This is a genomic window from Luteipulveratus mongoliensis (assembly GCF_001190945.1).
Lineage (GTDB): Bacteria > Actinomycetota > Actinomycetes > Actinomycetales > Dermatophilaceae > Luteipulveratus > Luteipulveratus mongoliensis.
This window is the reverse complement of sequence record NZ_CP011112.1, coordinates 4,360,374-4,382,243: the sequence shown is the minus strand read 5'-3', so window position 1 is coordinate 4,382,243 and position 21,870 is coordinate 4,360,374. Positions and strand designations below refer to the sequence as shown.

The window sequence follows — 21,870 nt, the reverse complement described above, 5'->3', positions numbered from 1 at the left end:
CATGCAACCAACACTCTCTCCCGAACCGATCATGCGGATCGCTTCCGGCTTCATGGCCGCAAAGCATCTCTTCGTCGCCAGCGAGCTCGGCATCTTCGAAGCCCTTGCCGACGCACCCGCCACGCTCGATGCCCTGGCGGCACGTACCGGCCTGACCATCCGGACCGCACGCATCAGCGCCGACGCCATGGTGGCTCTCGAGCTGCTCGAGCGATCAGGGCAGGAGTACTCCAACACTCCAGTCGCGGCCGCTTTCCTCACCGGTCGCTCGCCGGCCGACCTGCGCGCGTTCCTGACGTTCTGGGACCAGATCAGCTACCCGGCCTGGACCGGTTTGGGGGAGGCACTGGCCACGGGGAAGCCTCCGACCCAGATCTTCGACCTCAGCGACGAGCAACAGGCGATCGTCTCGGCCGGCATCGAGGCGGTGCTTGCCGGCCCATCCAACGCGCTGCCACGGGCCGTGGACCTGAGCAACCAGCGATCCTTGCTGGATGTGGGGGGTGGCACGGGTTCCTGGGCGCTAGCCGTGGCTCGCGTGTATCCCGGACTGAGCGCCACCGTGCTCGACCTTCCTGTCGTGGTGGAGATTGCGGCCGGGCGGATCGCAGGAGCGGGTGAGCGCGCGCGCGTCGAAGCAGTCGCCTGTGACGTGATGGTCGAGGACCTGCCAACGGGACATGACACGTTCCTGCTGGCGAACCTCGTGCACTACTGGGACCCGCAGGAGAACCAGGAGCTGCTGAGCCGATTGCGCGCCGTTGCACCGGCGGGCGGACTGCTGCTGCTCGCAGACTTCTGGACCGACGCCACGCACAGCCAACCCGTGCACGCGGCGCTGATGGCAGGAGAGTTCGCGGTGCACGTGGACCACGGCGATGTGTACAGCGTCGATGAGGTGCGCGCCTGGCTGACGGCAACCGGCTGGACGTTTGTCGCGCACGAGCCGCTTGCCGGACCGCAGAGCGTCATCGTGGCCAGAGCCGGCGTGTAGCGCAGGATTGCCCACGCGTCAGATGAGAACGACCTCGTCGCCGATGTGGATCATGCCCTCGGTGTCCGGGAGCAGCCGTACGGCGAACCAGGTCTTGCCGTCCCATCTCCGGTGCCGGGCCAGGGTCCGGATCGGCTCCTTGCCCTTGGCGAGCGAGTCGGGGTCGATGGTGGTCATCACGCAGCGGTCGATCGGCTTGGGCACCCGGAACGTCGTGGCTCCGATCCGAACCCCGCTCCACTCGTCCTCGGCGAACGCCTCCTCGACGCCCTCGATCACGACGTTGGGCCGAAAACGCTGCATGGGCAACGGTTCTGGCGCGGGCTCGCCGACGTCCGCGGCGGTCTTGGCCAGCCACTCGTTCAGCTGCTCCAGGGAGGTGGTCGACGTGAGCGAGATGGGCGAGCTGTCCTGGAACGCGGCGTGATCGCCCGGTCGGGTGTACTCCGGGTTGAGGCTGCGTCGCGTCGGGTCGTCGCACCACATGAGCCGAGCGTCGTCGCGTCCCAGCACCTGTCGTACCCACGCGTCCGCCTCGGCGCCCACGGGCGTGGCCTCGAGATCGTTCTTGTGCAGGCGTACCGGCTGGCGTGGTGCCGCGGGGAGGTCGAGCGTCAGATCCGGCGCTCCGTCGGCGCGCAGCCGCAGCGCCGACTCGACCGTCGGGTCGGTCTGGGGTGTGTCGGCACGGATCCCGAACAGCACCGGCATCTCGCGTGCCGTGATGAGTACGCCTGCGCCGTCGATGATCATCCACTCGCGGTCTCCCCGCAGACCGGCGCGACCGACGTACGCCTCACGCACCGGCCGGATCGCCGTCGACTTGATCGGGTGGATGTTGATGGCCGAGAGCTTCACCCAGCGACCGTACGACGGCCGGGCTGCGGCGCGCGAGAATCTGCCCGAGACCGGAGTCGGTGCCGAGTGGCACAGTGCGGTCATGGTGATGACTCCATCCGAGGACCCGAAGGTCGAGACCTTCATCGACAAGAACCTGCGCGGGGCACGGTTTGTCAGCTCCGACCTTTCCGGCGCAGTGATGCGCGGTGTCGTGCTCGAGGGCGTCGAGATCGAGTCGCCGTGGCTCCTTGAGGGCGACAACGTCCTGCGGGTCAACGGCGTCGACGTCCTGCCCTTCATCGACGCCGAGCTCAACCGGCGCTTTCCCGGCCGTGCCGAGCGCGCCGCCACCGATCCGGACGGGCTCCGCTCGGCCTGGACGGCTCTTGAGCACACGTGGGCGGCCACTCTCGAGCGCGTGGCCGCGATGCCGGCGGGCACGGTCGACGTCTCGGTGGACGGCGAGTGGTCGTTCGCGCAGACGCTCCGGCACCTGGTCATGGCCACGGACACCTGGCTGCGCAAAGCGGTCCTGGAGATCGATCAGCCCTATCACCCTGCGGGACAACCGGACGACAGCTACGAGGCGGACGGCAAGGACATGTCGGTCTTCGCAGACTCGGCACCGTCGTACGCCGAAGTGCTTGAGGTCCGGGCGGGTCGGGTGGCGATGGTGCGCGACTTCCTCGCCACGGTCACACCCGACCAGCTGGCGGAGACCCGCACGAACCCTCATTCGCCCGAGTACTCCGACACCGTCCTGTCCTGCCTCCACACGATCCTGGAGGAGGGATGGGAGCACCACCGGTACGCCGTCCGCGACCTCGACGCGATCGAAGCCCGCGGCGGCCGACCGCTGGTCGAGTAGGCGAGGCGCTAGCCGAGACGTATCGAGACCAGGTGCACACGGTCGCGGGGTCTCGATACGCCTCCGCTAACGCTCCGGCTACTCGACCAGCAAGGTGTCGGCTACTGGTGCTGGGTGAGCAGGCCGGTGTCGACGTCGTACATGAATCCGCCGACCAGCACGCTGTCGGGGACGAGCGGGTGAGTGCGGACCTTCGCGACGTCCTGGGCGAGCGCGTCCAGCTGGTCGCTGATCACGTGGAAGCTCTGCCATGAAGCGTCCTGGCCTGCCGACTCACCGACCGTGACGCGCAGCTCCTTCTCGGACGCCGATGCCATGGCGCAGCGGGTGTGCGGGATGACCAGGATGCGGCGGACGCCGAGCAGGTGGACCCCGAGCACGAGGGCCTCGAGAGCCGAGTTGTCCACGCGGCCACCGGGATTGCGGAAGATCTTGGCATCGCCTGGCACCAGACCCAGCATGCCGAGCGGCACGATGCGCGAGTCCATGCAGGTCACCATGGCGACGCCCGCCTTGGCCACACCGTCAAAACCGTTGAGCGAGAACGAGTCTGCGAACGACTGGTTGGCCTTCAGCAGATCTTCGAAACCGTCCTGCATCGCAACCTCTCTCACAGTCCCGCCCTCTTCTGGATGGTGAACGCCGTTGGTTTGGCGGTGGCGGCGAAGAAGTCGTTGCCCTTGTCGTCGACGACGATGAACGCCGGGAAGTCCTCGACGTCGATCTTCCAGACCGCCTCCATGCCGAGCTCTTCGTACTCCAGCACCTCGACGTGCTTGATGCAGTCCTTGGCGAGCCGAGCGGCTGGCCCGCCGATGGAGCCGAGGTAGAAGCCGCCGTGCGAGGAGCAGGCGTCGGTGACCTGCTTGCTGCGATTGCCCTTGGCCAGCATGACTTTCGAGCCCCCGGCTGCCTGGAACTGCTCGACGTAGGAGTCCATCCGGCCAGCGGTCGTCGGGCCGAATGACCCGGACGCGTAGCCCTCAGGAGTCTTGGCCGGGCCGGCGTAGTAGACCGCGTGATCCTTGAGATATTGCGGCATCTCCTCGCCGGCGTCGAGGCGCTCCTTGATCTTGGCGTGCGCGATATCGCGCGCGACCACGAGCGGCCCGGTCAGCGAAAGACGAGTCTTCACAGGGTGTTTGGTCAGCTCGGCCAGGATGTCGTCCATCGGCCGGTTGAGATCGATGCGTACGACGTCGTCAGTGTCCTCAGAGGCCAGCTGCTCGTGCGTCGTGTCCGGCAGGAACCGCGCCGGGTCGCGCTCGAGCTCCTCGATGAAGACGCCCTCCGGCGTGATCTTGGCCAGGCACTGCCGGTCCGCGGAGCAGCTCACCGCAATGGCGACGGGCAGTGAGGCGCCGTGCCGGGGGAGCCGGATCACGCGTACGTCATGGCAGAAGTACTTGCCGCCGAACTGCGCGCCGATGCCGAATCGCCTTGTCAGCTCAAGGATCTCGCCCTCCAGCTCTCGGTCGCGGAACCCGTGACCGGTCGCGGCGTCGCCCTCCTTGGGCAGCTCGTCGAGGTACTTCGTGCTGGCGTACTTCGCGGTCTTGAGCGCGAGCTCGGCGCTGGTGCCGCCGATGACGACGGCCAGGTGATAGGGCGGGCACGCAGCAGTGCCGAGCGAGCGCAGCTTTTCGTCGAGGAAGCGCATCATCGCGTCGGGATTGAGGATCGCCTTGGTCTCCTGGTAGAGGAAGGACTTGTTGGCCGACCCTCCGCCCTTGGCCATGAAGAGGAACTTGTACGACGTCTCGTGGCCAGGTGCGCTGTCGGCGTACAGCTCGATCTGGGCGGGGAGGTTGGAGCCGGTGTTCTTCTCCTCCCAGGTGGTGACCGGTGCCATCTGGGAGTAGCGCAGGTTGAGGCGGGTGTATGCGTCGTAGACACCGCGCGCGATCGACGCCTCATCAGGCGCACTCCCGTCACCCACGAGGACGTGAGAGCCCTTCTTACCCATCACGATCGCGGTGCCGGTGTCCTGGCACATGGGCAGCACGCCTGCGGCCGCGATGTTGGCGTTCTTGAGCAGGTCCAGCGCCACGAACTTGTCGTTGTTGGAGGCTTCTGGGTCATCGAGGATCGAGCGGAGCTGGGTCAGGTGCGCGGGGCGCAGGTAGTGCGCGATGTCGTGCATGGCAGTGTCGGTGAGCAGCCGCAACGCCTCGGGGGCGACCTCCAGGAAGGTCCGTCCGCCCGGTCCGTCGACCGTGCGTACGCCCTCAGACGTCAGCAGCCGGTACGACGTGTCGTCCGGGCCGGTCGGAAGCATGTCTTCGTACGCGAACTCCGCCATGGCATCAGGGTATCCGGGCGAATGGCCCGACTCGGAACGGTGCCGACCCGGACTGTGACTCGCGCGTTTTGCGTTGTCAGCCATCGAGATCCGGATACTGTGCTGCGGATTCAGTGGCGTAGGTCACATGGCGGGTGTAGACCTGGGAATCCACTCGAAGGATCGAGGACTCCATGCAGAAGGCAGCTCCGCGTCGCCGAGGTACTGCCCTGGCACTGGCCGCCACGATGGCGGCCAGTCTGGGTCTTGCCGCGTGCGGCAGTGACGACTCGGCTGGCGGGAAGAAGACCCTCACCTGGTACATCAACCCGGATGTGGGCAACGCCGACGCCAGCAAGGGTGGCCAGGCCACCTTGGCGAAGGAGTGCAGCGCGGCATCTGGCGGCAAGTACCAGATCAACGTGCAGCTGCTCCCCAACAGCGCCAGCGACCAACGGATTCAGCTCTTGCGCCGCCTCGCGGCCGGCGACCCGTCGATGGACTTGATGAGCATCGACCCGGTCTTCGTGGCCGAGTTCGCTCAGGCGGGCTACCTGGCCCCGGTCCCGGCGTCGCTGGAGCCACAGTTCAAGGAAGACCGGGTGCAGTCAGCGGTCGATGCGTCGACCTGGAAGGGCAAGCTGGTCGCTGTTCCGTTCTGGTCCAACACCCAGCTGCTCTGGTACCGCAAGTCGGTCGCCGCCAAGGCCGGGCTCGACATGACCAAGCCGGTCACTTGGGACCAGCTCATCGCCGCGGCCAAGACGACCAAGAGCGACATCGGTGTCCAGGCGGCGCTCTACGAGGGCTACGTCGTGTGGATCAACGCGCTCGTCGCGGGCGCCGGCGGCAAGATCCTGGAGAACCCCGGGGCGGAGGGCACCGACACCAAGCTCGGGCTGGACTCACCGGCCGGCCGGGACGCTGCGCGCATCATCAGCACCATTGCGAAGGCCGGTTTGGGCGGCCCCGCGATGGGCGGCAACCAGGAGACCGAGAGCCTGGACATGTTCGCGGGCAAGAAGGCCAACTTCCTGGTCAACTGGCCCTACACGTACGGCGCACTGACCGGTGACAAGGCCGATGTCGCGGCGACGATCTACCCGCGGACGGTCGCCGACAAGGACTCCGCCCCGCCCTACGGCGGCATTCAGATCGGTGTCGGGTCCAAGAGCAAGAACCCGACTCTCGCCTACCAGGCGGCTGCCTGCGTGACCAACCAGAAGAGCCAGGCCGAGTACATGGCCAAGTCCGGCAACCCCGCCAGCCGCAAGGCCTCGTACACCGACCCGGCCGTGCTCAAGGCCTTCCCCAACGGCATCGCCGCCACGATCAGCAAGTCACTGGACCAGGCGGTGCCGCGGCCGCAGTCGCAGTACTACGGCGACATCTCGACCGGGCTGCAGCAGCGCTTCAGCCCGCCGGGTGCGGTCACCCAGCAGACGCCGAAGTCCGCGCAGAAGTTCATCCTCGACGTCCTGAAAGGTGATGCACTCCTATGAGCACGATCGCCGAACCGACGCCGGAGTCCACTGAGACGTCCGCACCGCTGCCGAAGGCCGGCCGCCCCAAGCTGACCGATCGGGCGAAGGGCGAGCGCAACCTGGGCTGGCGCCTCGCGGGACCGGCCTTCATCATCATGCTGCTGGTGACGCTCTACCCGATCGCCTACGCGATCTACCTGTCGCTGTTCAGCTACCGACTCACCGACCCCGACGCCCGCCGATTCGTCTTCCTGCAGAACTACGTGACGTCGCTGACGGACCCGTTGTTCTGGCAGGCGTTCATCACGACCTTCGTCATCGTGGTGGTCACGCTCGTCATCGAGCTCGTGCTGGGCATGGCCATCGCGATGCTGATGAACAAGATCGTCATCCCGCGGCGGACACTACGCACGATCGTGCTCATCCCGTACGCCATCATCACCGTGGTCTCGGCGTTCTCCTGGCTATTCGCGGCCTCGGTCGACACCGGCTTCTTCAACCACTGGTTGCACGCCTTCACGTTCGGCGGATTCCCGCTCGACTACGACTGGTTCGGCGGCCGCTGGTCCTCGCTGACGATCATCAGCCTGTCGGAGATCTGGAAGACCACACCGTTCATGTCGCTGCTGCTCCTGGCCGGCCTCGCTCAGGTCGACGGCGCGATGGAGGAAGCGGCCAAGGTCGACGGCGCCACCTGGTGGCAGCGGTTCTACAAGGTGATCCTGCCCAACATGAAGGCTGCGCTCATGGTGGCGGTGCTGTTCCGCACCCTCGACGCGGTGCGGATCTACGACAATCCGCAAGTCATGACCGGCGGCGCGAACAAAACCATGACGTTATCCATGCTGGTCTCCAACGAGACGATCAACCGCGTCGAGATCGGGATGGGATCCGCGCTCGCGGTGATCCTGTTCATCATCGTGTTGATCATCGCGGCGTTGTTCGTCCGCGGCTTCAAGGTCGACCTCACCGGCGGAGGGAAGTAAGCGCCATGGACTCCAACATCAATGCCAAGACCAGGAACTGGCTGGCCGTCGGCGCGATCCCGATCATGATCTGGACCGCAGTCCCACTGCTGTGGATCCTGGCCACGTCGTTCAAGGGTGGGGACGCGCTCGCGGACTCCAAGAAGAACATCCTCGGCAACTTCTGGCCGAAGGAACCGACCTGGGACAACTACAAGCTGATCTTCACCGGCGGGGCCAGTGACCTGTTCAACCCGGCGCTGCGCAACTCGATCATCGTCTGCCTCGTCTCGACGCTGATCAGCGTCATCCTGGCGACGTTCTGTGCGTACGCGATCTCGCGCCTGGACTTCCCCGGCAAGAAGCTCATCCTCACCACGGCCCTCGCGGTGTCGTTCTTCCCGGTGATCGCGATGGTCACGCCGCTGTTCAACCTGTGGCGCCAGATCGGGCTGTTCGACACCCTGCCCGGCCTGATCATTCCTTACCTGGCGCTGACGCTGCCGCTGTCGATCTGGACGTTGTCCGCCTTCTTCCAGCAGATCCCTTGGGAGATGGAGCAGGCGGCTCAGGTCGACGGCGCCACGAGCTGGCAGGCGTTCCGCAAGGTCATCGCCCCGCTGGCCGCGCCTGGAGTGTTCACCACGGCGATCATCGCCTTCTTCACCGCGTGGAACGACTTCGTGTTCTCCTCCAACCTGACCTCCTCGAACAACGCTCGAACGGTGCCGGCCGCATTGGCCTTCTTCACCGGTGCGAGTCAGTTCACTCAACCGACCGGTGCGATCGCGGCGGCTGCTGTCGTCGTGACCATCCCGGTCGTCATCCTGGTGCTGCTGTTCCAGCGCCGTATCGTCGCCGGCCTCACCTCAGGTGCGGTCAAGGGCTGATCGCCCGGTCCGCCGTACAGTCCTGCACCCGAAGGAGCACACCGCATGTCAAGCATCGAGCTGAAGAACCTGATCAAGAAGTACGGCGACGGCTTCCCGGCGGTCAACGACGTCTCGCTGGACATCGCCGACGGGGAGTTCATGATCCTGGTCGGTCCGTCCGGCTGCGGGAAGTCGACCCTGCTGCGGATGGTGGTCGGGCTGGAGGACATCACCTCCGGCGACCTGCTGATCAACGGCAAACGCGTCAACGACCTGGCGCCCCGAGACCGCAACCTGTCAATGGTCTTCCAGAACTACGCGCTGTACCCGCACCTGACGGTGTTCGAGAACATCGCCTTCCCGTTACGGCTGGCCAAGGGTCAGCACAGCGACGACGAGATCACCCAGAAGGTCAACGCAGCCTCCAAGATGCTCGAGCTGGACGAGCACCTGCAGCGCAAGCCGGCCAACCTCTCCGGTGGTCAGCGTCAGCGCGTCGCGATGGGGCGGGCGATCGTCCGGGACGCCGACGCGTTCTTGTTCGATGAGCCGCTGTCCAACCTGGACGCCAAGCTGCGTGGTCAGATGCGCACCGAGATCGCCCGCATGCAGCGCCGACTCGGTGTCACCACGATCTACGTGACGCACGACCAGACCGAGGCGATGACGCTGGGTGACCGGGTTGCCGTCCTCAAGAAGGGCATCCTGCAGCAGTGCGCCTCACCGCGTGAGCTCTACGAGCAGCCGGTCAACCTCTTCGTCGCCGGGTTCATCGGCTCCCCGCCGATGAACTTCCTTCCGGCGGAGGTCGATGGCTCCACTCTGAAGCTGCCGTTCGTCGACGTTCCCGTCTCGGACGAGCTGGCCGAGAAGGTGGCCGGCAAGGACCTGGTGATCGTCGGCGTACGACCGGAGTACTTCAAGGACGCCTCCCTCGGTGATGCCAACAAGGGCACCGAGTTCAGCGCGGTCGTGGACCAGACCGAGTGGCTCGGCAACGAGCAGTACGCCTACATCCCGTTCGAGGCGCACGAGGCCGTCCAGGGCAAGCTCGAGGAGCTGGACCGCGAGCTGGACGGTGAAGGCATGCGTACCCAGTTGGTGGTCAACCTTGACGCCCGCTCTCGACTCCGCGAGGGTGAGGAGGCTCGGTTGGTGTTCGATCCCGCGCTCATGCACGTGTTCGATCCCAACACCGGCGAGTGCCTGACCCGTGATGACGCGAAGGCTGCCGAGATCGCCCAGGACAGCGAGGACTCTCGCAAGGCAGCACTCGAGCGGGCGCGCAAGCGCGAGGAGCAGCAAGCCTCCTGACCGTAAGACGCTCGGCCGGCACCGGAGGGGGCCGGCCGACCGTCGTACGGTGTCCGCATGACTGAATCCGCTGATCTGCCAGTCGTTCTCGTCACCGGCGCTACCCGAGGCATCGGCAAGGCCATCTGTGACGCGCTCGCTACCGACCACCAGCTGATCGTCGGCGGACGTGACCGCGCGGCGGTCGAGGCGGCGTGCGCGGCGTACGACCACGCCCAGCCCTTCGTCGTCGACCTGGCCGACGACGACGCGACCACGGCTGCGGTGGACGAGCTCGATCTCACTCGGCTCGACGGGCTCGTCCACTCAGCGGGTGTGTCCGGCGGTTGGCGTACGCCTGACTCCAGCCGTGCCTTCTGGCGACTGATGCTGGAGATCAACGTCATCGCGGTGTCGGACCTGACGAGGCTTCTCCTCCCGGCGCTGATCGAGGCGAGTGGCACGGTCGTGACGATCAACTCCGGGTCCGGGCTGAACGCACGTGGGGCAGGGGGCCACTACCCGGCGTCGAAGTTCGCCCTGACCGCGCTGTCCGACGTGCTGCGCGAGGAGCTGCGCCCGGACGGCGTCCGGGTCTGCTCGGTGCACCCTGGCCGGACCGACACCGACATGCAGCGGGCTCTCGTGGCGTCGGAGGACCGGCCCTACGACCCACAGGAGTTCTTGCGCCCCGAGTCGGTGGCGACGGCCGTCCGCACCGCGCTGACCGCCACCCCTGACGCGACCTACGAGACGATCTCGATCCGCCCGGGCCCCGCCGCCACCAACCGCCGCAGCAGCTAGCGTTCTTGCGGCTGCGCTACAGCTCGGCTCGAGTGGGCGGCTGGGCACCCGCGCGCGACACGGTGATCGCCGAGGCGCGAGCTGCGCGATCGAGTGCGGGGCGTACGTCGTCCGCATGTGCCGTGCGCAGGCGCGCCCTGGCATCGGGCCCGCCGAGCAGGCCGGCGTCGAGCAGGCCCGAGATCAGGCCGGACATGAAGGAGTCGCCGGCGCCGACGGTGTCAGCCACCTCGACCGTCAGCCCGGGCACCTCGATCACGTCGCTCTCGGTGTCCAGGTGGGCCAGGGCACCGTCACCGCCGCGCGTCATGACGACGAGGGGCGGTCCGAGCTGGCTCCAGAGCCGCAGGATCTCGGTCAGCGGTGCGTCATCGCCGTAGAGCCATCGGATGTCCTCATCGCTGGCCTTGACCACGTCGGAGAACCCGACGAGCTGCTCGATGTCGGACCGGATCTCGTGCGGGTCGCCCATGAGGGACGGCCGGGCGTTGGGGTCGTACGACACGGTCGCGTGGGTGCGCGCCTGCTCCATCGCCTCCCGCACGCCCGAAGCGCCTGGCTGAAGGACCGCCGCGATCGAGCCGGTGTGCAGATGCTCGTACGCCGTCGGCAGTGTGCTGACTGCCCAGGAGAGGTCGAAATCGTAAGTGGCAGAACCGGATTGGTCGAGCGTGGCGGTGGCAGTCGGCGTACGGGACGCGCTCACGCTGCCGTCGGCGAGTGGCACGCCGTCGGCCTCGAGATGGCGCACGATCGCCGCGCCGTGCTCGTCGTCCGCGATGTAGGAGGCGAGCTCAACCGGGTGGTCGAGGCGCGCGAGCCCGATCGCGACGTTGAGCGGGCTGCCACCCGGGTGGCTGGTGACCGACCCGTCGACGCCGTGCACGATGTCGACGAGGGCCTCCCCGAGTACGAGCGTGCGCGCGTGGCGAGCCATGGCGCCTCAGTGCTCGAAGTCGACCGCGGCGTACTCACGCAGCTTGGACAGCTGGTGATGGCCGTCGATGAGCCGGATGGTGCCGCTCTTCGAACGCATCACGAGTGACTGGGTGGTGCAGCCGCCGGAGCGGTAACGCACGCCCTTGAGCAGCTCGCCATCAGTGATGCCGGTCGCGACGAAGAAGCAGTTGTCGCTGGTCACCAGCTCGTCGGTGGACAGCACCGCATCGAGATCGTGACCCGCGTCGATGGCCTTCTGCCGCTCGTCGTCGTCCTTGGGCCACAGGCGGCCTTGCAGCACACCCCCGAGGCACTTGATGGCGCAGGCCGCGATGATGCCCTCGGGCGTGCCGCCGATGCCCAGCAGCAGGTCGATACCGGTGTCCTCGCGGGCCGCCATGATCGCGCCGGCCACGTCGCCGTCGGAGATGTAGCGGATACGGGCGCCGGCGTCGCGGATCTCCTGGGCGATCTTCTCGTGCCGCGGCCGGTCGAGCAGCACGACGGTGACGTCGGAGGCGCTGCGGTTCTTGGCCTTGGCGACCCGCTTGATGTTCTCGGCGACCGGCAGCCGGATGTCGACGACCGCGGCGGCCTCCGGCCCGGTCGCCAGCTTGTCCATGTAGAACACGGCGCTCGGGTCGTACATCGAGCCACGCTCGCTCACTGCGAGCACCGACACCGCGTTGGTCATGCCCTTGGCTGTCAGCGTGGTGCCGTCGATCGGGTCGACGGCGACGTCCACGTCGGGGCCGGTGCCGTCACCGACCTGCTCGCCGTTGAAGAGCATCGGCGCGTCGTCCTTCTCGCCCTCACCGATGACAACGGTGCCGTTCATGCTCACCGACGAGATCAGGCTGCGCATCGCGGCGACGGCCGCGCCGTCCGCGCCGTTCTTGTCGCCGCGGCCGACCCAGCGCCCGCCGGCCATCGCGGCGGCCTCCGTGACGCGCACGAGCTCCAGAGCGAGGTTGCGGTCGGGCTGCTCGGGACCGGGGCGTGACGTGGGGCTGGTGTCCGCAGACATGACTTCTCCTCGGGTGCGGAATCCTGCGACGCAAGCAGCGCCGCGGCTGCGCCGACTCTATCGAGAGCGGGCGCCGACCTCGGGCCCGGTTCGCCCGCCGGGCCGCAGATCGTGGACGATAGGGGGGTGAGCACCCCAGCATCCACCGCATCCGTGCCGGCCGCCGCCCCTGCGCCGCGACGGCGAGGGATGGGTGGCTCGGCCCGCAGCATGATCATCTCGATGCTGGTCCTGCTGGGCGCGTGCGCCGTCTGGGTCGCGATGGTGCCGCGGGTCAGCAGCGTCTCCAAGCCGGTCGAGGACGTCCCCGGCATCGCGCGTGAGGTCGCCGTGACACAGAAGTGGGACATCGCGCTGCCGCAGGGACTGTCGACCCAGTGGATCCCGACCAACGTGCGGCTCCTGAAGTACGACAACCAGCCGGCCACGTGGCACGCCGGCTACCAGGCGCCGTCGGGCAAGTTCGTCTCGCTCGAGCAGACCAAGAACGGCAGCGACAACTGGATTCGCACCCAGACCGGCTTCGGCAAGGCATCCGACCTGGTGTCGATCGGTGGCGCGAGCTGGACGAAGTTCGTCAACGAGGACAAGGACCAGCGCAGTCTCGTACGGACCGGTCCGCTGGGCGGTCTCGACACCGTGGTGACCGGTAAGGCGAGCTGGGAAGAGCTCCAGCACTTCGCGGGGACGCTCAAGCCCGGGCAGCCGGGTACCCCGGCGTCCTAGATCCCCGGTCGGTCACTCCTCGGGAGCACTGTCCTCCTGCGCGGTGAGCCGCTGCTCGGCGTTGTCCAGCCACGCCTGGCAGTGCTGGGCCAGCGCCTCGCCGCGCTCCCACAGCTTCATCGACTCCTCGAGCGGCGCCTGGCCACCCTCGAGCTTGGCCACGATGCTGGTCAGCTCGTCACGTGCCTGTTCATAGCCGAGCTCGGCGATATCGGGGTGCGCCGCGAGGGAGACGCTGGACGAAAGACTCTGCTCGGTGCCAGACATGCCCGACACCCTACGAGACAGATCTGACATCGAAGGCTCCCTGAGCCACCGTCACGCTGAGCAGTTCCTGGGAATCCAGGTCCGAGGGGTCCATCACGACACCGCCCTCGGCGTGCCGGACCACCGCGTAGCCACGCTCCAGCGTCGACAGCGGTGACAGCGACCGGACCTGGGCTCGCAGGTGGGCGACCTGGTCGGTCGCGCGCTCGATCCTGCTGCGCAGCCGGTACGCCGCTCGCTCTCGCATCGTGTCGATCTCACGTCGACGAGTGGTCACCAGGGTGTGCGGGTCGGCCAGCACCGGCCGGCTGCGCAGCGCCTCGAGGTGGCGTCGCTCGGCAGCGAAGCGGTGGTGCACGGCGCGGCGCGCGCGCTCGCGGGTCGCGGTGAGACCGGCGAGCTGCTCGCGGAGGTCGGGGACGATCTGCTTGGCGGCGTCGGTCGGGGTGGACGCGCGGACGTCCGCGACAAAGTCGAGCAGGGGAGTGTCGACGTCGTGCCCGATGGCCGACACCACCGGCGTACGGCATCCGGAGACAGCACGCACCAGGCTCTCGTTGCTGAACGCGAGGAGGTCCTCGAAGGACCCGCCGCCGCGAGCGATGACGATGACGTCGACCTCGGCGATCTGGTCCAGCTCGCGCAACGCCTCGGAGACTTCGCGGACCGTGTCGGGTCCTTGGACGGCCACTTGGCGGATCACGAACTGCGTTGCGGGCCAACGGCGTCGGGCGTTCTGAACGACGTCCTTCTCGGCGGCTCCTGCCCGTCCGGTGATGAGCCCGACCCGGCGTGGCAAGAAGGGCAGCCGCTGCTTGCGACTCGCGTCGAACAGGCCCTCGCTGCGCAGCAGCTGCTTGAGATGCTCCAGCCGCGCCAGCAGCTCACCGACACCGACCGGCTTGATCTGGCGCGCGTCCAGGTGGAGCGTGCCGCGCTTGGTCCAGAACGTTGGCTTGGCGTGCACGACGACGCGCGCGCCCTCGCGTACGGCCGCGCCCATGGCGTCGAGGGTGTTGCCTGGGACCGTGACCGACAAGGACAGGTCGACCTCGGTGTCGCGCAGCGTGAGGTAGCACGTGCCCGGCCGTCGGTTGAGCTGGACGACCTGGCCCTCGACCCACAGCGGCGCCATCTTGTCGACGTAGTCGGCGATCTTGAGGCTGAGCGTGCGCACCGGCCATGGCTGCTCGGCCGTGGTGTCGGCAGCGCGCTCGGGCAGGGGTGTGCTCACCCGGGCCACGATATGGGCTGCGGGCGACAGGCGATGATCACGGTCCGGTCGATGCGCGGCGGTCGGGCGTAGCCGCGAGATGGTCCGGAACGCACAAAGGGCCCCGACCGCAAGCGGTCGGGGCCCTTCTCGTGAAAATCAGGCGACGTGGACGTTCTCAGCCTGCGGACCCTTGGGGCCAGAGGCGAGGTCGAACTCGACCTTCTGGTTCTCGTCCAGCGACTTGTAGCCGTTGGTCTGGATCGCGGAGTAGTGGACGAAGACGTCCTCGCCGCCGCCATCCTGAGCGATGAAGCCGAAGCCCTTTTCAGCGTTGAACCACTTGACGGTGCCCTGAGCCATGATCTTGTTTCCTTTGGTTATGTGCCGGGACGCTGTGCCCCAAGCTGCTGAAGACATCCAACCTGTGCTGATGTCCAGCGAACCGAAAACCAGGAGTACGAGATACAAGCCGCGACATGGTGTGCGGCCAAGACGGCGGCGAAGCCGTCCCTTCAACAAGTAGGAGGATAGGGCATGCGGCGCAGTTTGGTGTTGTCGACCCGATCCGGCGCCAGGAGTCGGGCGCACGGCCCGGCGGCCTGCCGGACTGTGGTCGATGGACCGGCCACGCTCGACCGCAACGGTGCACCTGGCTAGGCCCGGCGCCCGCACACCCTAGGTCGGAAACCGATTTCTGGTGAACGCGCGATTTCTTGGTCATCGTTTGGTCAGGACTGGGGACCGGTCCCGAGCGCCGGGGTTACGTTCCAGGCACCCCATCAGGTGTGTCAGACACACGATTCGTGAGGAGCCCGTCATGGCCAAGCTCGTCAAGCAGGTTATTGCCCGTGCCACCGGACGCACGCGGCTCGGCGGCCGGTACGTCTACTGGGGCTGAGGCCCTCAACGTCGGACCCGTGGACGGTTCGTTTCCTGCGTGGAGTGCCGTCCGCGGGCCGGTGTTAGCGTCCGGCCATGGCGACCCGCATCCCCGGCCTCCTGCTGACCGACCACACCCTGACCGTCCCGTTGGACCACGCCGAACCCGACGGCGCGCAGATCGAGGTGTTCGCGCGCGAGGTGGTCGCCGTGGACAAGGCCGACGCCGAGCTGCCGTGGCTGGTCTTCCTGCAAGGTGGTCCCGGAGGCGCAGGTCCGCGACCGACCGACGCCACCGGATGGGTCGGTCGCCTCGCGACGACCCATCGAGTCCTCCTGCTGGACCAGCGTGGCACCGGTCGGTCCACACCACTGACCGCTCGCGCGATCGGACAGCTCCCGCCGGCCCAGCAGGCGGCGTACATCAAGCACTTCCGGGCGGACAGCATCGTCCGCGACGCCGAGATCTTTCGCCATCGGATCGCGGGAGGTCGGCCGTGGCGGACCCTCGGCCAGAGCTACGGCGGGTTCATCACGCTGACCTATCTGTCGATGGCGCCTGAGGGTCTGGACGGCTGCCTGGTCACCGGCGGTCTGCCCGGGCTGGGCGCGACCGCCGCCGAGATCTACGAGCGGACCTTCCCTCGGATCGCGACCAAGAACGCGCAGTTCTACGACCGCTATCCCGACGATGTGCAGCAGATCCGTCGACTTGCCGACCACCTGGCCGAGCACGACGTGCGGCTGCCGGACGGCTCGCGGCTCAGCGCCCGGCGGATGCGCATGCTCGGCCGCCACTTCGGCATGAGCGACGGGTTCGAGCGGGTCCACTGGCTGCTGGAGACCGCGTGGGACGGCGGAGACATCTCAGACCGCTTCCGGGAGGCGCTCCTGCCCGACACCTCGTTCGTCGACGGACCGGTCTACGCCTTGCAGGAGTACTGCTACGCGCAGGGTGCGGCGACGGCCTGGGCCGCCGACGCCGAGATCGCGAGCCGTCCGGAGTTCGCCGCCGAGGCCGATCCGCTCCTGCTGACCGGCGAGACGATGTTCAGGTGGATGTTCGAGGAGATCTCGCTCCTGCAACCGTTCGCCGAGGCGGCCGATCTGCTGGCGGCCGACACTGACTGGCCCCCGTTGTACGACCGGGACCGGCTCGCGAGCTGTGAGGTCCCAGTCGTCGCTGCGCTGTACTTCGACGACATGTACGTCGATGCCGACCTGTCGCTGGAGACCGCCCGGTTGCTGCCTCGCTGCCGCCCGTGGGTCACCAACCAGTTCGAGCACGACGGGCTCCGGCGCGACACCGGGGTCGTGGGAAGGCTCGTGGACATGTTGGACGGCAAGGCGTGAGGGAGCTGGAGGGCTCGGTTCGGGCTCGGATAGGCAATCGATTTCTTGGTCAACACTTGGTATGGAGAGGCTCCGTCGACAGGGGCCTCGGGTTACGTTCCTGAGACCCAATCACGTGTGCCAGACACACATTTCGTGAGGAGACGGTTATGGCCAAGCTCGTCAAGCAGGTTGTTGCTCGCGCTACCGGACGTACGCAGCTCGGTGGTCGTTACACCTACTGGAACTGATTTCCTGACGATCGGACCCGTGGACGGTGCTCGCTTGAGCGAGGGTCCGTCCACGGGTCCCGTCATGTAGATGGGCGGTTGCGATGAGAACTGAACGTCCGCCGGGACCGCGGTCCTCGTGGCTGCTCGGGAACACCTTGGAGTACGACCGCGACCGGGTCGGCTTCCTGCGCCAGGCGCACGCGGAGCACGGCGACGTGTTCTCCTACGACCGTCGGACCATCTTCCTCGGAGACCCGGACCTGATCCACGATCTCCTCGCGCGCACCAACACCGACTTCGACGGCGACGGCAGCCCGTTCAGTGATGAGCGTGACCTGGCCGGCGCTGAGACCAGCGCCGACCGGTGGATGGGCGCTCGCCGGGTCGGCTGGCACCGGCTGTCGCGCTCTGCGGTCGGCGGTCATGTCGACCGGCTGCGCGACCTCTTCAGCGCCCGGTTCGCAGGCTCCGACGAGTTGGAGCTGCTTCCGGCGATGGAGCAGCTGCTGGGCGGGGCGACCGCCGACTTCTGCCTCGGACACAGCGCCGCCGGCGTGCCCGAGCTGGTCGCGGCGAACACCGCGGCCCTCGTGCCCGTCGGCGGGACGTCGTACCGGTTGCCTTCCTGGTTGCCGACCCGACGTACGCGAACCTTCGTCGACCTGCGGACCGAGCTGATGGACCGGCTGGGCGAGGTCGTACGCACCCGCCACGATGAGCTGACGACCGCGGCGAGCGCAGAGCACCAGCCGCGTGACCTGCTCGACCAGCTGCTCGGTGCAGCCCCAGAGGTGAGCCATGAGGGTGCCCAGCGGTTCGTGCGTGGTGTGCTGATGGCGGGCTACGGCGTACCCGCTGCGGCCATGACCTGGATCGTCGCGGCGCTGATCGAGCAGACCGAGCTGACCGCCCGCCTGCGCGACGAGGTCGACGCGCTGGATCGCGATCGGCCCGAGACGGCCGACCTCGCGCTGACCACGGCCTTCGTCCGCGAGACGCTGCGCCGCCACCCGCCGACCTGGCTGATCGGTCGGCATGCGCGGCACGACACCACGCTGGGGTCATGGCAGCTGAAAGCCGGCACCGAGGTCGTGTTCAGTCCCTACCTCCTGCACCGCGATGAGCGGTACTGGTCGGATCCGCAGGACTTCGTGATCGACCGCTGGCTGGCCGGTGCGCCGGCGCCCGTGCGCCACACGTACATCCCGTTCGGTGCCGGCCCGCGGGTTTGCGTCGGCGCCCAGCTCGGGATGCTGCAGCTGACGCTGATCACCTGCTGGTTGCTGCAGCGCTTCGACCTCACAGCTGTGACACCGCCGCGGGAGCACTTCGCGGGGCTGCTCGTGCCGGCCGACTTCCGGGTCCGGTTGGCCACCCGTTGAACCTGAGTCGGCCGTTGCTCAGGACCCACCTACCATGGAGCGCATGACTGCACCCACGACTGACCAGGCGCAGACCGACACCAAGCGGGTGCTGCTCGCAGCGCCGCGCGGCTACTGCGCGGGGGTCGATCGAGCGGTCGTCACGGTGGAGAAGGCGCTGGACCTCTACGGTCCACCGGTCTACGTCCGCAAACAGATCGTGCACAACAAGCACGTGGTGACGACGCTGGAGAAGCGCGGCGCGATCTTCGTCGACGAGACCGACGAGGTGCCTGAGGGTGCGACGGTGATCTTCTCGGCGCACGGCGTCGCCCCAGTCGTCCACGACGAGGCCAAGCAGCTGAGCCTCAAGACGATCGACGCCACCTGCCCCCTAGTGACCAAGGTGCACCGCGAAGCCGTCCGCTTCGCCAACGACGACTTCGACATCCTGCTCATCGGCCACGAAGGTCATGAGGAGGTCGTGGGCACCTCGGGCGAGGCGCCCGAGCACATCACCCTCGTACAGAGTCCAGAGCACGTCGACGAGGTCGAGGTCCGCGACCCGGACAAGGTCGTCTGGCTGTCCCAGACCACCCTCTCGGTCGACGAGACGATGGAGACCGTACGCCGGCTGCGGGAGAAGTTCCCCAAGCTGCAGGATCCGCCCAGCGACGACATCTGCTACGCCACCCAGAACCGCCAGCTGGCCGTCAAGCAGATGGCACCCGAGACCGACCTGATGATCGTGGTCGGCTCCACCAACTCCTCCAACTCCGTGCGCCTGGTCGAGGTGGCGGTCGAGCACGGTGCCAAGGACGGCCACCTGGTCGACTACGCCGACGAGATCGACGAGGCCTGGCTCGAGGGAGTCACCACGGTCGGCGTCACCTCCGGCGCCTCGGTGCCGGAAGTGCTGGTGCGCGACGTGCTGGACTACCTCGCGCAGCGCGGCTACGAGGACGTGGCCGCGGTGACTGCGGCCGAGGAGAGCCTGCTGTTCGCGCTGCCCAACGAGCTGCGCCGCGACCTCAAGGCCCGGGACGGCAGTGAGGCGGGCAAGGTCCGCCACGACGCCGGCTCACTGCACTAAGTCGTCCCGACCCTGGCGCTGTTCTCGATCAGTCACGCGACAAGAGCAGCGTGGCTCGTCCAGAGCGACGTGACGGTCGACCGGCGGGCGTGAGCGCGGGTCAGGCATGTCGTACGTCAGTGCTTGCCTTGTCGTCGACGTCAATGTCTAGCGTCGGAGACGGAGGTGCACGCATGCGAATCGGTGAGCTGGGCGCGCGGGTCGGAGTCACGACGCGCACGCTGCGGCACTACGAGTCCCTCGGTCTGATCCGGGCCGAGCGGGACAGCAACGGCTATCGCACGTACGACGAGTCCGATGTGCGCGCGGTGCGTGAGATCCGGTCGCTGGTCGATCTGGGCTTCACGCTCGCCGAGACCCAGCCCTTCGTGGACTGTCTGCGGGCGGGCCACGAGAGCGCTGGGATCTGCGCAGACTCGATCGCGGTCTACCGACGCAAGCTGCAGGAGGTCGACGTCTATCTCGACACCATGCAGCAGGTCCGGCACGAGCTGCAGGCTCAGCTGGACGACGCATTGCGCGACCGTGTTGACGACGCGTTGCGCGACGGTGTGGACGACGCGTTGCGCGACCGTGCCGTCGCCGAACCACTGTGTGAGCTCTCCGCGCACCAGCTCGATCCGAGCCGGTGATCACTCATGATGAAGGAGAGCTCATGTCCGCACTGTCTGTCGCACCTGCTCTGACACCGGTCACCGATGCCGATTTCGCCGAGGTCGTGCTGGCCTCGAAAACGCCTGTGCTGGTTGAGTTCTGGGCGGACTGGTGCGGCCCCTGCCGGATGATGAGTCCGGTCGTCGAGCAGATCGCCCATGACCACGCAGACCAGCTGGCAGTGGTGGCGCTCGACGGCGACCGCAACCCCGAAACGATGCGCGCCACCGGAGTGCTCGGACTGCCGACTCTTCAGCTGTACGTCGGTGGTCACCTGGTCGCCAGCATCGTGGGTGCTCGATCGAAGCCGGTGGTCCTTCGCGCGCTCGCCGAGCACCTGCCCGCACTCGCCGCGCGCTGAGACCCGGGTCGGGCGGACCGGCCGCGACTGAGTAGCTGCTCACTGGTCACGTCGGCAGGGTCCACCGCGGCCAGAACTCTGCTCAGCTGACCAGTGAGCAGATACTCATTGCTTCAGTTGACCAGTGAGCAGGTCCTTATTGCTCAGGCGGTGTCGCTGCGTCGCTCGACGCTCGAATCCCGTTGCGGCGCAGCGACATCCAGGTCGAGCTGCGGTCGGGCGACATCGTCGTCGAGAGCGTCGATCAGCTCCTGCGCGGTCAGGGGACGCGCTGCAGTCTCGACCGGCCGCACGACCTCGAGCGGATCCGCGGTCAGGTCGAGCTCGCTCATCCGCCGAGCCGTCACGAGCACGCGTGACTCCAGTGACCCGACCATCGCGTTGTAGGTCTCCACCGAGCGGCGCAGCGCAGCGCCCATTTCGGAGGTGTGCCTGCCCAGAGTGGCCAGCCGGGCGTAGAGCTCCTTGCCCAGCGCCAACAGCTCGCGCGCGCTGCCCGACAGCGCCTCCTGCTGCCAGGCGAACGCGACCGACCGCAGCAGCGCCATCAGCGTGCTGGGCGAAGCGAGCACGATGCGACGGCTCATGGCCCGGTCAAGGAGACCAGGGTCGGCCGCCAGTGCGGCTACGAGGATGGCGTCACCCGGGACGAAGCAGACCACCATCTCCGGCGTGGTGCTGAACGCCGACCAGTACTCCTTGGCGGCCAACCCGTCGATGTGACCGCGCAGCTGGCGGGCGTGCTCGACGAGCTTCGTCGATCGTTGCGCAGCCGTCAGCTCATCGGCCTGGGCCGCCATGAACGCTGTCATCGGAGCCTTGCTGTCGATGACGAGCACCTTGTCGCCCGGCAGCCGGACGACCACGTCCGGTCGTACGCGCGCGTCATGGCGGGTCGACGCGCTCACCTGCTCGTCGAAGTCGCAGTGCGCAAGCATCCCGGCATGCTCCAGCACGCGGCGGAGCTGGACCTCGCCCCACGTGCCGCGGGTTGTCGAGGAGTTGAGGGCGCCGGCGAGAGATGCGGTCTGATCGCGGAGCGCGGCCGTGCTGGCAGCCACATCAGTGAGCCGTCCGGCCAGCTCACCGAACTGCTCGACCCGGTCCCTCTCCAACGTGGTGACCTGCCGCTCGACCCGGCCGAGCGCGTCCTGCAGCGGCATCAGCACGGATGCGGTCTGGGCGTCGTCGCTGACCGCTGCCTCGAGGTCAACCACGCGCTCGCGCAGCAGGTCACGCTCGGTGAGCAGGGCGGCCGAGCGCACGGCGTGCGCCTGCCGTAGCCACGCCCAGGCGAGCGCCGTCCCGAGGACGAGTCCGGTCACCAGGCCGATGAGGTTCTCCATGCGGGCAGCCTGTCAGGGCGTACCGACAGGGCACG

General features: G+C 67.7%; 22 protein-coding genes. 13 read left to right on the top strand and 9 right to left on the bottom strand.

Annotated elements, in window-relative coordinates; translation table 11 throughout:
- Position 1: 1 nt before the first annotated feature.
- Positions 2-994, top strand: coding sequence for a methyltransferase (locus tag VV02_RS20720; protein ID WP_052594649.1), 993 nt, complete (start codon positions 2-4; stop codon positions 992-994).
- Positions 995-1,012: 18 nt separating this feature from the next.
- Here the strand turns inward: VV02_RS20720 and VV02_RS20715 are convergent, their stop codons facing one another.
- On the bottom strand, positions 1,013-1,852 hold the full coding sequence (locus VV02_RS20715; protein ID WP_169787729.1) for an MOSC domain-containing protein: 840 nt from the start codon (positions 1,850-1,852) through the stop codon (positions 1,013-1,015).
- A gap of 82 nt (positions 1,853-1,934) precedes the next feature.
- Here VV02_RS20715 and VV02_RS20710 point away from each other — a divergent pair, with 82 nt between their 5' ends.
- A complete protein-coding gene (locus VV02_RS20710) occupies positions 1,935-2,702 on the top strand; it encodes a DinB family protein (protein ID WP_052594645.1) in 768 nt (255 codons plus the stop codon).
- Between the two features lie 101 nt (positions 2,703-2,803).
- On the opposite strand, the gene VV02_RS20705 is transcribed toward VV02_RS20710, so the two are convergent.
- Both VV02_RS20705 and VV02_RS20700 read right to left on the bottom strand, forming a co-directional pair.
- Positions 2,804-3,301 (bottom strand): beta-class carbonic anhydrase, encoded by a 498-nt coding sequence (locus VV02_RS20705; protein WP_052594643.1) that lies wholly within the window; start codon positions 3,299-3,301, stop codon positions 2,804-2,806.
- Between the two features lie 11 nt (positions 3,302-3,312).
- A complete protein-coding gene (locus tag VV02_RS20700) occupies positions 3,313-5,004 on the bottom strand; it encodes a fumarate hydratase (protein ID WP_052594642.1) in 1,692 nt (563 codons plus the stop codon).
- Positions 5,005-5,177: 173 nt separating this feature from the next.
- Here VV02_RS20700 and VV02_RS20695 point away from each other — a divergent pair, with 173 nt between their 5' ends.
- Genes VV02_RS20695 through VV02_RS20675 form a run of 5 tightly spaced genes read left to right on the top strand, consistent with a single transcriptional unit; the run spans position 5,178 to position 10,401 of the window.
- Positions 5,178-6,485, top strand: coding sequence for an extracellular solute-binding protein (locus VV02_RS20695; RefSeq protein WP_052594640.1), 1,308 nt, complete (start codon positions 5,178-5,180; stop codon positions 6,483-6,485).
- Positions 6,482-7,453: a carbohydrate ABC transporter permease gene (locus VV02_RS20690; protein ID WP_052594639.1), complete on the top strand. Its 972-nt coding sequence runs from the start codon at positions 6,482-6,484 to the stop codon at positions 7,451-7,453. The genes VV02_RS20695 and VV02_RS20690 overlap by 4 nt, the downstream gene beginning before the upstream one ends.
- A gap of 5 nt (positions 7,454-7,458) precedes the next feature.
- Positions 7,459-8,322 (top strand): carbohydrate ABC transporter permease, encoded by an 864-nt coding sequence (locus VV02_RS20685; RefSeq protein WP_052594637.1) that lies wholly within the window; start codon positions 7,459-7,461, stop codon positions 8,320-8,322.
- Positions 8,323-8,367: 45 nt separating this feature from the next.
- The gene (locus tag VV02_RS20680) at positions 8,368-9,618 is read left to right on the top strand and encodes an ABC transporter ATP-binding protein (protein WP_052594635.1); all 1,251 of its coding nucleotides are present in this window, start codon (positions 8,368-8,370) and stop codon (positions 9,616-9,618) included.
- Positions 9,619-9,675: 57 nt separating this feature from the next.
- Positions 9,676-10,401: an SDR family oxidoreductase gene (locus VV02_RS20675; protein WP_052594633.1), complete on the top strand. Its 726-nt coding sequence runs from the start codon at positions 9,676-9,678 to the stop codon at positions 10,399-10,401.
- Positions 10,402-10,417: 16 nt separating this feature from the next.
- On the opposite strand, the gene VV02_RS20670 is transcribed toward VV02_RS20675, so the two are convergent.
- Positions 10,418-11,338 carry a carbohydrate kinase family protein gene (locus tag VV02_RS20670; RefSeq protein ID WP_052594631.1) on the bottom strand — a complete coding sequence of 307 codons (921 nt, stop codon included), beginning with the start codon at positions 11,336-11,338 and terminating at the stop codon, positions 10,418-10,420.
- Between the two features lie 6 nt (positions 11,339-11,344).
- Complete coding sequence (gene glpX, locus VV02_RS20665) at positions 11,345-12,367, bottom strand: class II fructose-bisphosphatase (RefSeq protein ID WP_052594628.1); 1,023 nt, start codon at positions 12,365-12,367, stop codon at positions 11,345-11,347.
- Between the two features lie 126 nt (positions 12,368-12,493).
- Here glpX and VV02_RS20660 point away from each other — a divergent pair, with 126 nt between their 5' ends.
- Positions 12,494-13,093, top strand: coding sequence for a DUF4245 domain-containing protein (locus VV02_RS20660; RefSeq protein ID WP_157063489.1), 600 nt, complete (start codon positions 12,494-12,496; stop codon positions 13,091-13,093).
- A gap of 12 nt (positions 13,094-13,105) precedes the next feature.
- Here VV02_RS20660 and VV02_RS20655 read toward each other — a convergent pair whose 3' ends face one another.
- The 3 genes from VV02_RS20655 to VV02_RS20645 all read right to left on the bottom strand — a co-directional run bounded on the left by VV02_RS20655 (position 13,106) and on the right by VV02_RS20645 (position 14,936).
- Complete coding sequence (locus tag VV02_RS20655) at positions 13,106-13,360, bottom strand: exodeoxyribonuclease VII small subunit (RefSeq protein WP_052597358.1); 255 nt, start codon at positions 13,358-13,360, stop codon at positions 13,106-13,108.
- Between the two features lie 10 nt (positions 13,361-13,370).
- Positions 13,371-14,594, bottom strand: coding sequence for an exodeoxyribonuclease VII large subunit (gene xseA / locus VV02_RS20650; RefSeq protein ID WP_052594623.1), 1,224 nt, complete (start codon positions 14,592-14,594; stop codon positions 13,371-13,373).
- A 138-nt stretch (positions 14,595-14,732) separates the two neighbouring features.
- Entirely contained in the window at positions 14,733-14,936 is a 204-nt protein-coding gene (locus VV02_RS20645) for a cold-shock protein (RefSeq protein ID WP_052594621.1), read from the bottom strand.
- 615 nt (positions 14,937-15,551) lie between these two features.
- On the opposite strand from VV02_RS20645, the gene VV02_RS20640 reads away from it, so the two are divergent.
- The 5 genes from VV02_RS20640 (at position 15,552) to VV02_RS20620 (ending at position 20,489) form a co-directional block, all read left to right on the top strand.
- Entirely contained in the window at positions 15,552-16,808 is a 1,257-nt protein-coding gene (locus tag VV02_RS20640) for an alpha/beta fold hydrolase (protein ID WP_052594619.1), read from the top strand.
- Positions 16,809-17,121: 313 nt separating this feature from the next.
- On the top strand, positions 17,122-18,402 hold the full coding sequence (locus VV02_RS20635) for a cytochrome P450 (RefSeq protein ID WP_083450328.1): 1,281 nt from the start codon (positions 17,122-17,124) through the stop codon (positions 18,400-18,402).
- Positions 18,403-18,445: 43 nt separating this feature from the next.
- Positions 18,446-19,474 carry a 4-hydroxy-3-methylbut-2-enyl diphosphate reductase gene (locus VV02_RS20630; protein WP_052597356.1) on the top strand — a complete coding sequence of 343 codons (1,029 nt, stop codon included), beginning with the start codon at positions 18,446-18,448 and terminating at the stop codon, positions 19,472-19,474.
- Between the two features lie 173 nt (positions 19,475-19,647).
- A complete protein-coding gene (locus VV02_RS20625) occupies positions 19,648-20,106 on the top strand; it encodes a MerR family transcriptional regulator (protein WP_083450327.1) in 459 nt (152 codons plus the stop codon).
- Between the two features lie 23 nt (positions 20,107-20,129).
- Entirely contained in the window at positions 20,130-20,489 is a 360-nt protein-coding gene (locus tag VV02_RS20620) for a thioredoxin family protein (RefSeq protein WP_052594615.1), read from the top strand.
- A 143-nt stretch (positions 20,490-20,632) separates the two neighbouring features.
- On the opposite strand, the gene VV02_RS20615 is transcribed toward VV02_RS20620, so the two are convergent.
- On the bottom strand, positions 20,633-21,835 hold the full coding sequence (locus VV02_RS20615) for a DNA recombination protein RmuC (RefSeq protein WP_052594613.1): 1,203 nt from the start codon (positions 21,833-21,835) through the stop codon (positions 20,633-20,635).
- Positions 21,836-21,870: the final 35 nt, after the last annotated feature.

Excerpts from the sequence above, each read along its gene's own strand:
- VV02_RS20720 (WP_052594649.1), top strand. The coding sequence starts at position 2 with ATGCAACCAACACTCTCTCCCGAACCGATCATGCGGATCGCTTCCGGC.
- VV02_RS20710 (WP_052594645.1), top strand. The coding sequence starts at position 1,935 with ATGGTGATGACTCCATCCGAGGACCCGAAGGTCGAGACCTTCATCGAC.
- VV02_RS20705 (WP_052594643.1), bottom strand. The coding sequence starts at position 3,301 with ATGCAGGACGGTTTCGAAGATCTGCTGAAGGCCAACCAGTCGTTCGCA.
- VV02_RS20700 (WP_052594642.1), bottom strand. The coding sequence starts at position 5,004 with ATGGCGGAGTTCGCGTACGAAGACATGCTTCCGACCGGCCCGGACGAC.
- VV02_RS20695 (WP_052594640.1), top strand. The coding sequence starts at position 5,178 with ATGCAGAAGGCAGCTCCGCGTCGCCGAGGTACTGCCCTGGCACTGGCC.
- VV02_RS20690 (WP_052594639.1), top strand. The coding sequence starts at position 6,482 with ATGAGCACGATCGCCGAACCGACGCCGGAGTCCACTGAGACGTCCGCA.
- VV02_RS20685 (WP_052594637.1), top strand. The coding sequence starts at position 7,459 with ATGGACTCCAACATCAATGCCAAGACCAGGAACTGGCTGGCCGTCGGC.
- VV02_RS20680 (WP_052594635.1), top strand. The coding sequence starts at position 8,368 with ATGTCAAGCATCGAGCTGAAGAACCTGATCAAGAAGTACGGCGACGGC.
- VV02_RS20675 (WP_052594633.1), top strand. The coding sequence starts at position 9,676 with ATGACTGAATCCGCTGATCTGCCAGTCGTTCTCGTCACCGGCGCTACC.
- VV02_RS20670 (WP_052594631.1), bottom strand. The coding sequence starts at position 11,338 with ATGGCTCGCCACGCGCGCACGCTCGTACTCGGGGAGGCCCTCGTCGAC.
- glpX (WP_052594628.1), bottom strand. The coding sequence starts at position 12,367 with ATGTCTGCGGACACCAGCCCCACGTCACGCCCCGGTCCCGAGCAGCCC.
- VV02_RS20655 (WP_052597358.1), bottom strand. The coding sequence starts at position 13,360 with ATGTCTGGCACCGAGCAGAGTCTTTCGTCCAGCGTCTCCCTCGCGGCG.
- VV02_RS20645 (WP_052594621.1), bottom strand. The coding sequence starts at position 14,936 with ATGGCTCAGGGCACCGTCAAGTGGTTCAACGCTGAAAAGGGCTTCGGC.
- VV02_RS20640 (WP_052594619.1), top strand. The coding sequence starts at position 15,552 with ATGGCGACCCGCATCCCCGGCCTCCTGCTGACCGACCACACCCTGACC.
- VV02_RS20635 (WP_083450328.1), top strand. The coding sequence starts at position 17,122 with ATGAGAACTGAACGTCCGCCGGGACCGCGGTCCTCGTGGCTGCTCGGG.
- VV02_RS20630 (WP_052597356.1), top strand. The coding sequence starts at position 18,446 with ATGACTGCACCCACGACTGACCAGGCGCAGACCGACACCAAGCGGGTG.
- VV02_RS20625 (WP_083450327.1), top strand. The coding sequence starts at position 19,648 with ATGCGAATCGGTGAGCTGGGCGCGCGGGTCGGAGTCACGACGCGCACG.
- VV02_RS20620 (WP_052594615.1), top strand. The coding sequence starts at position 20,130 with ATGTCCGCACTGTCTGTCGCACCTGCTCTGACACCGGTCACCGATGCC.
- VV02_RS20615 (WP_052594613.1), bottom strand. The coding sequence starts at position 21,835 with ATGGAGAACCTCATCGGCCTGGTGACCGGACTCGTCCTCGGGACGGCG.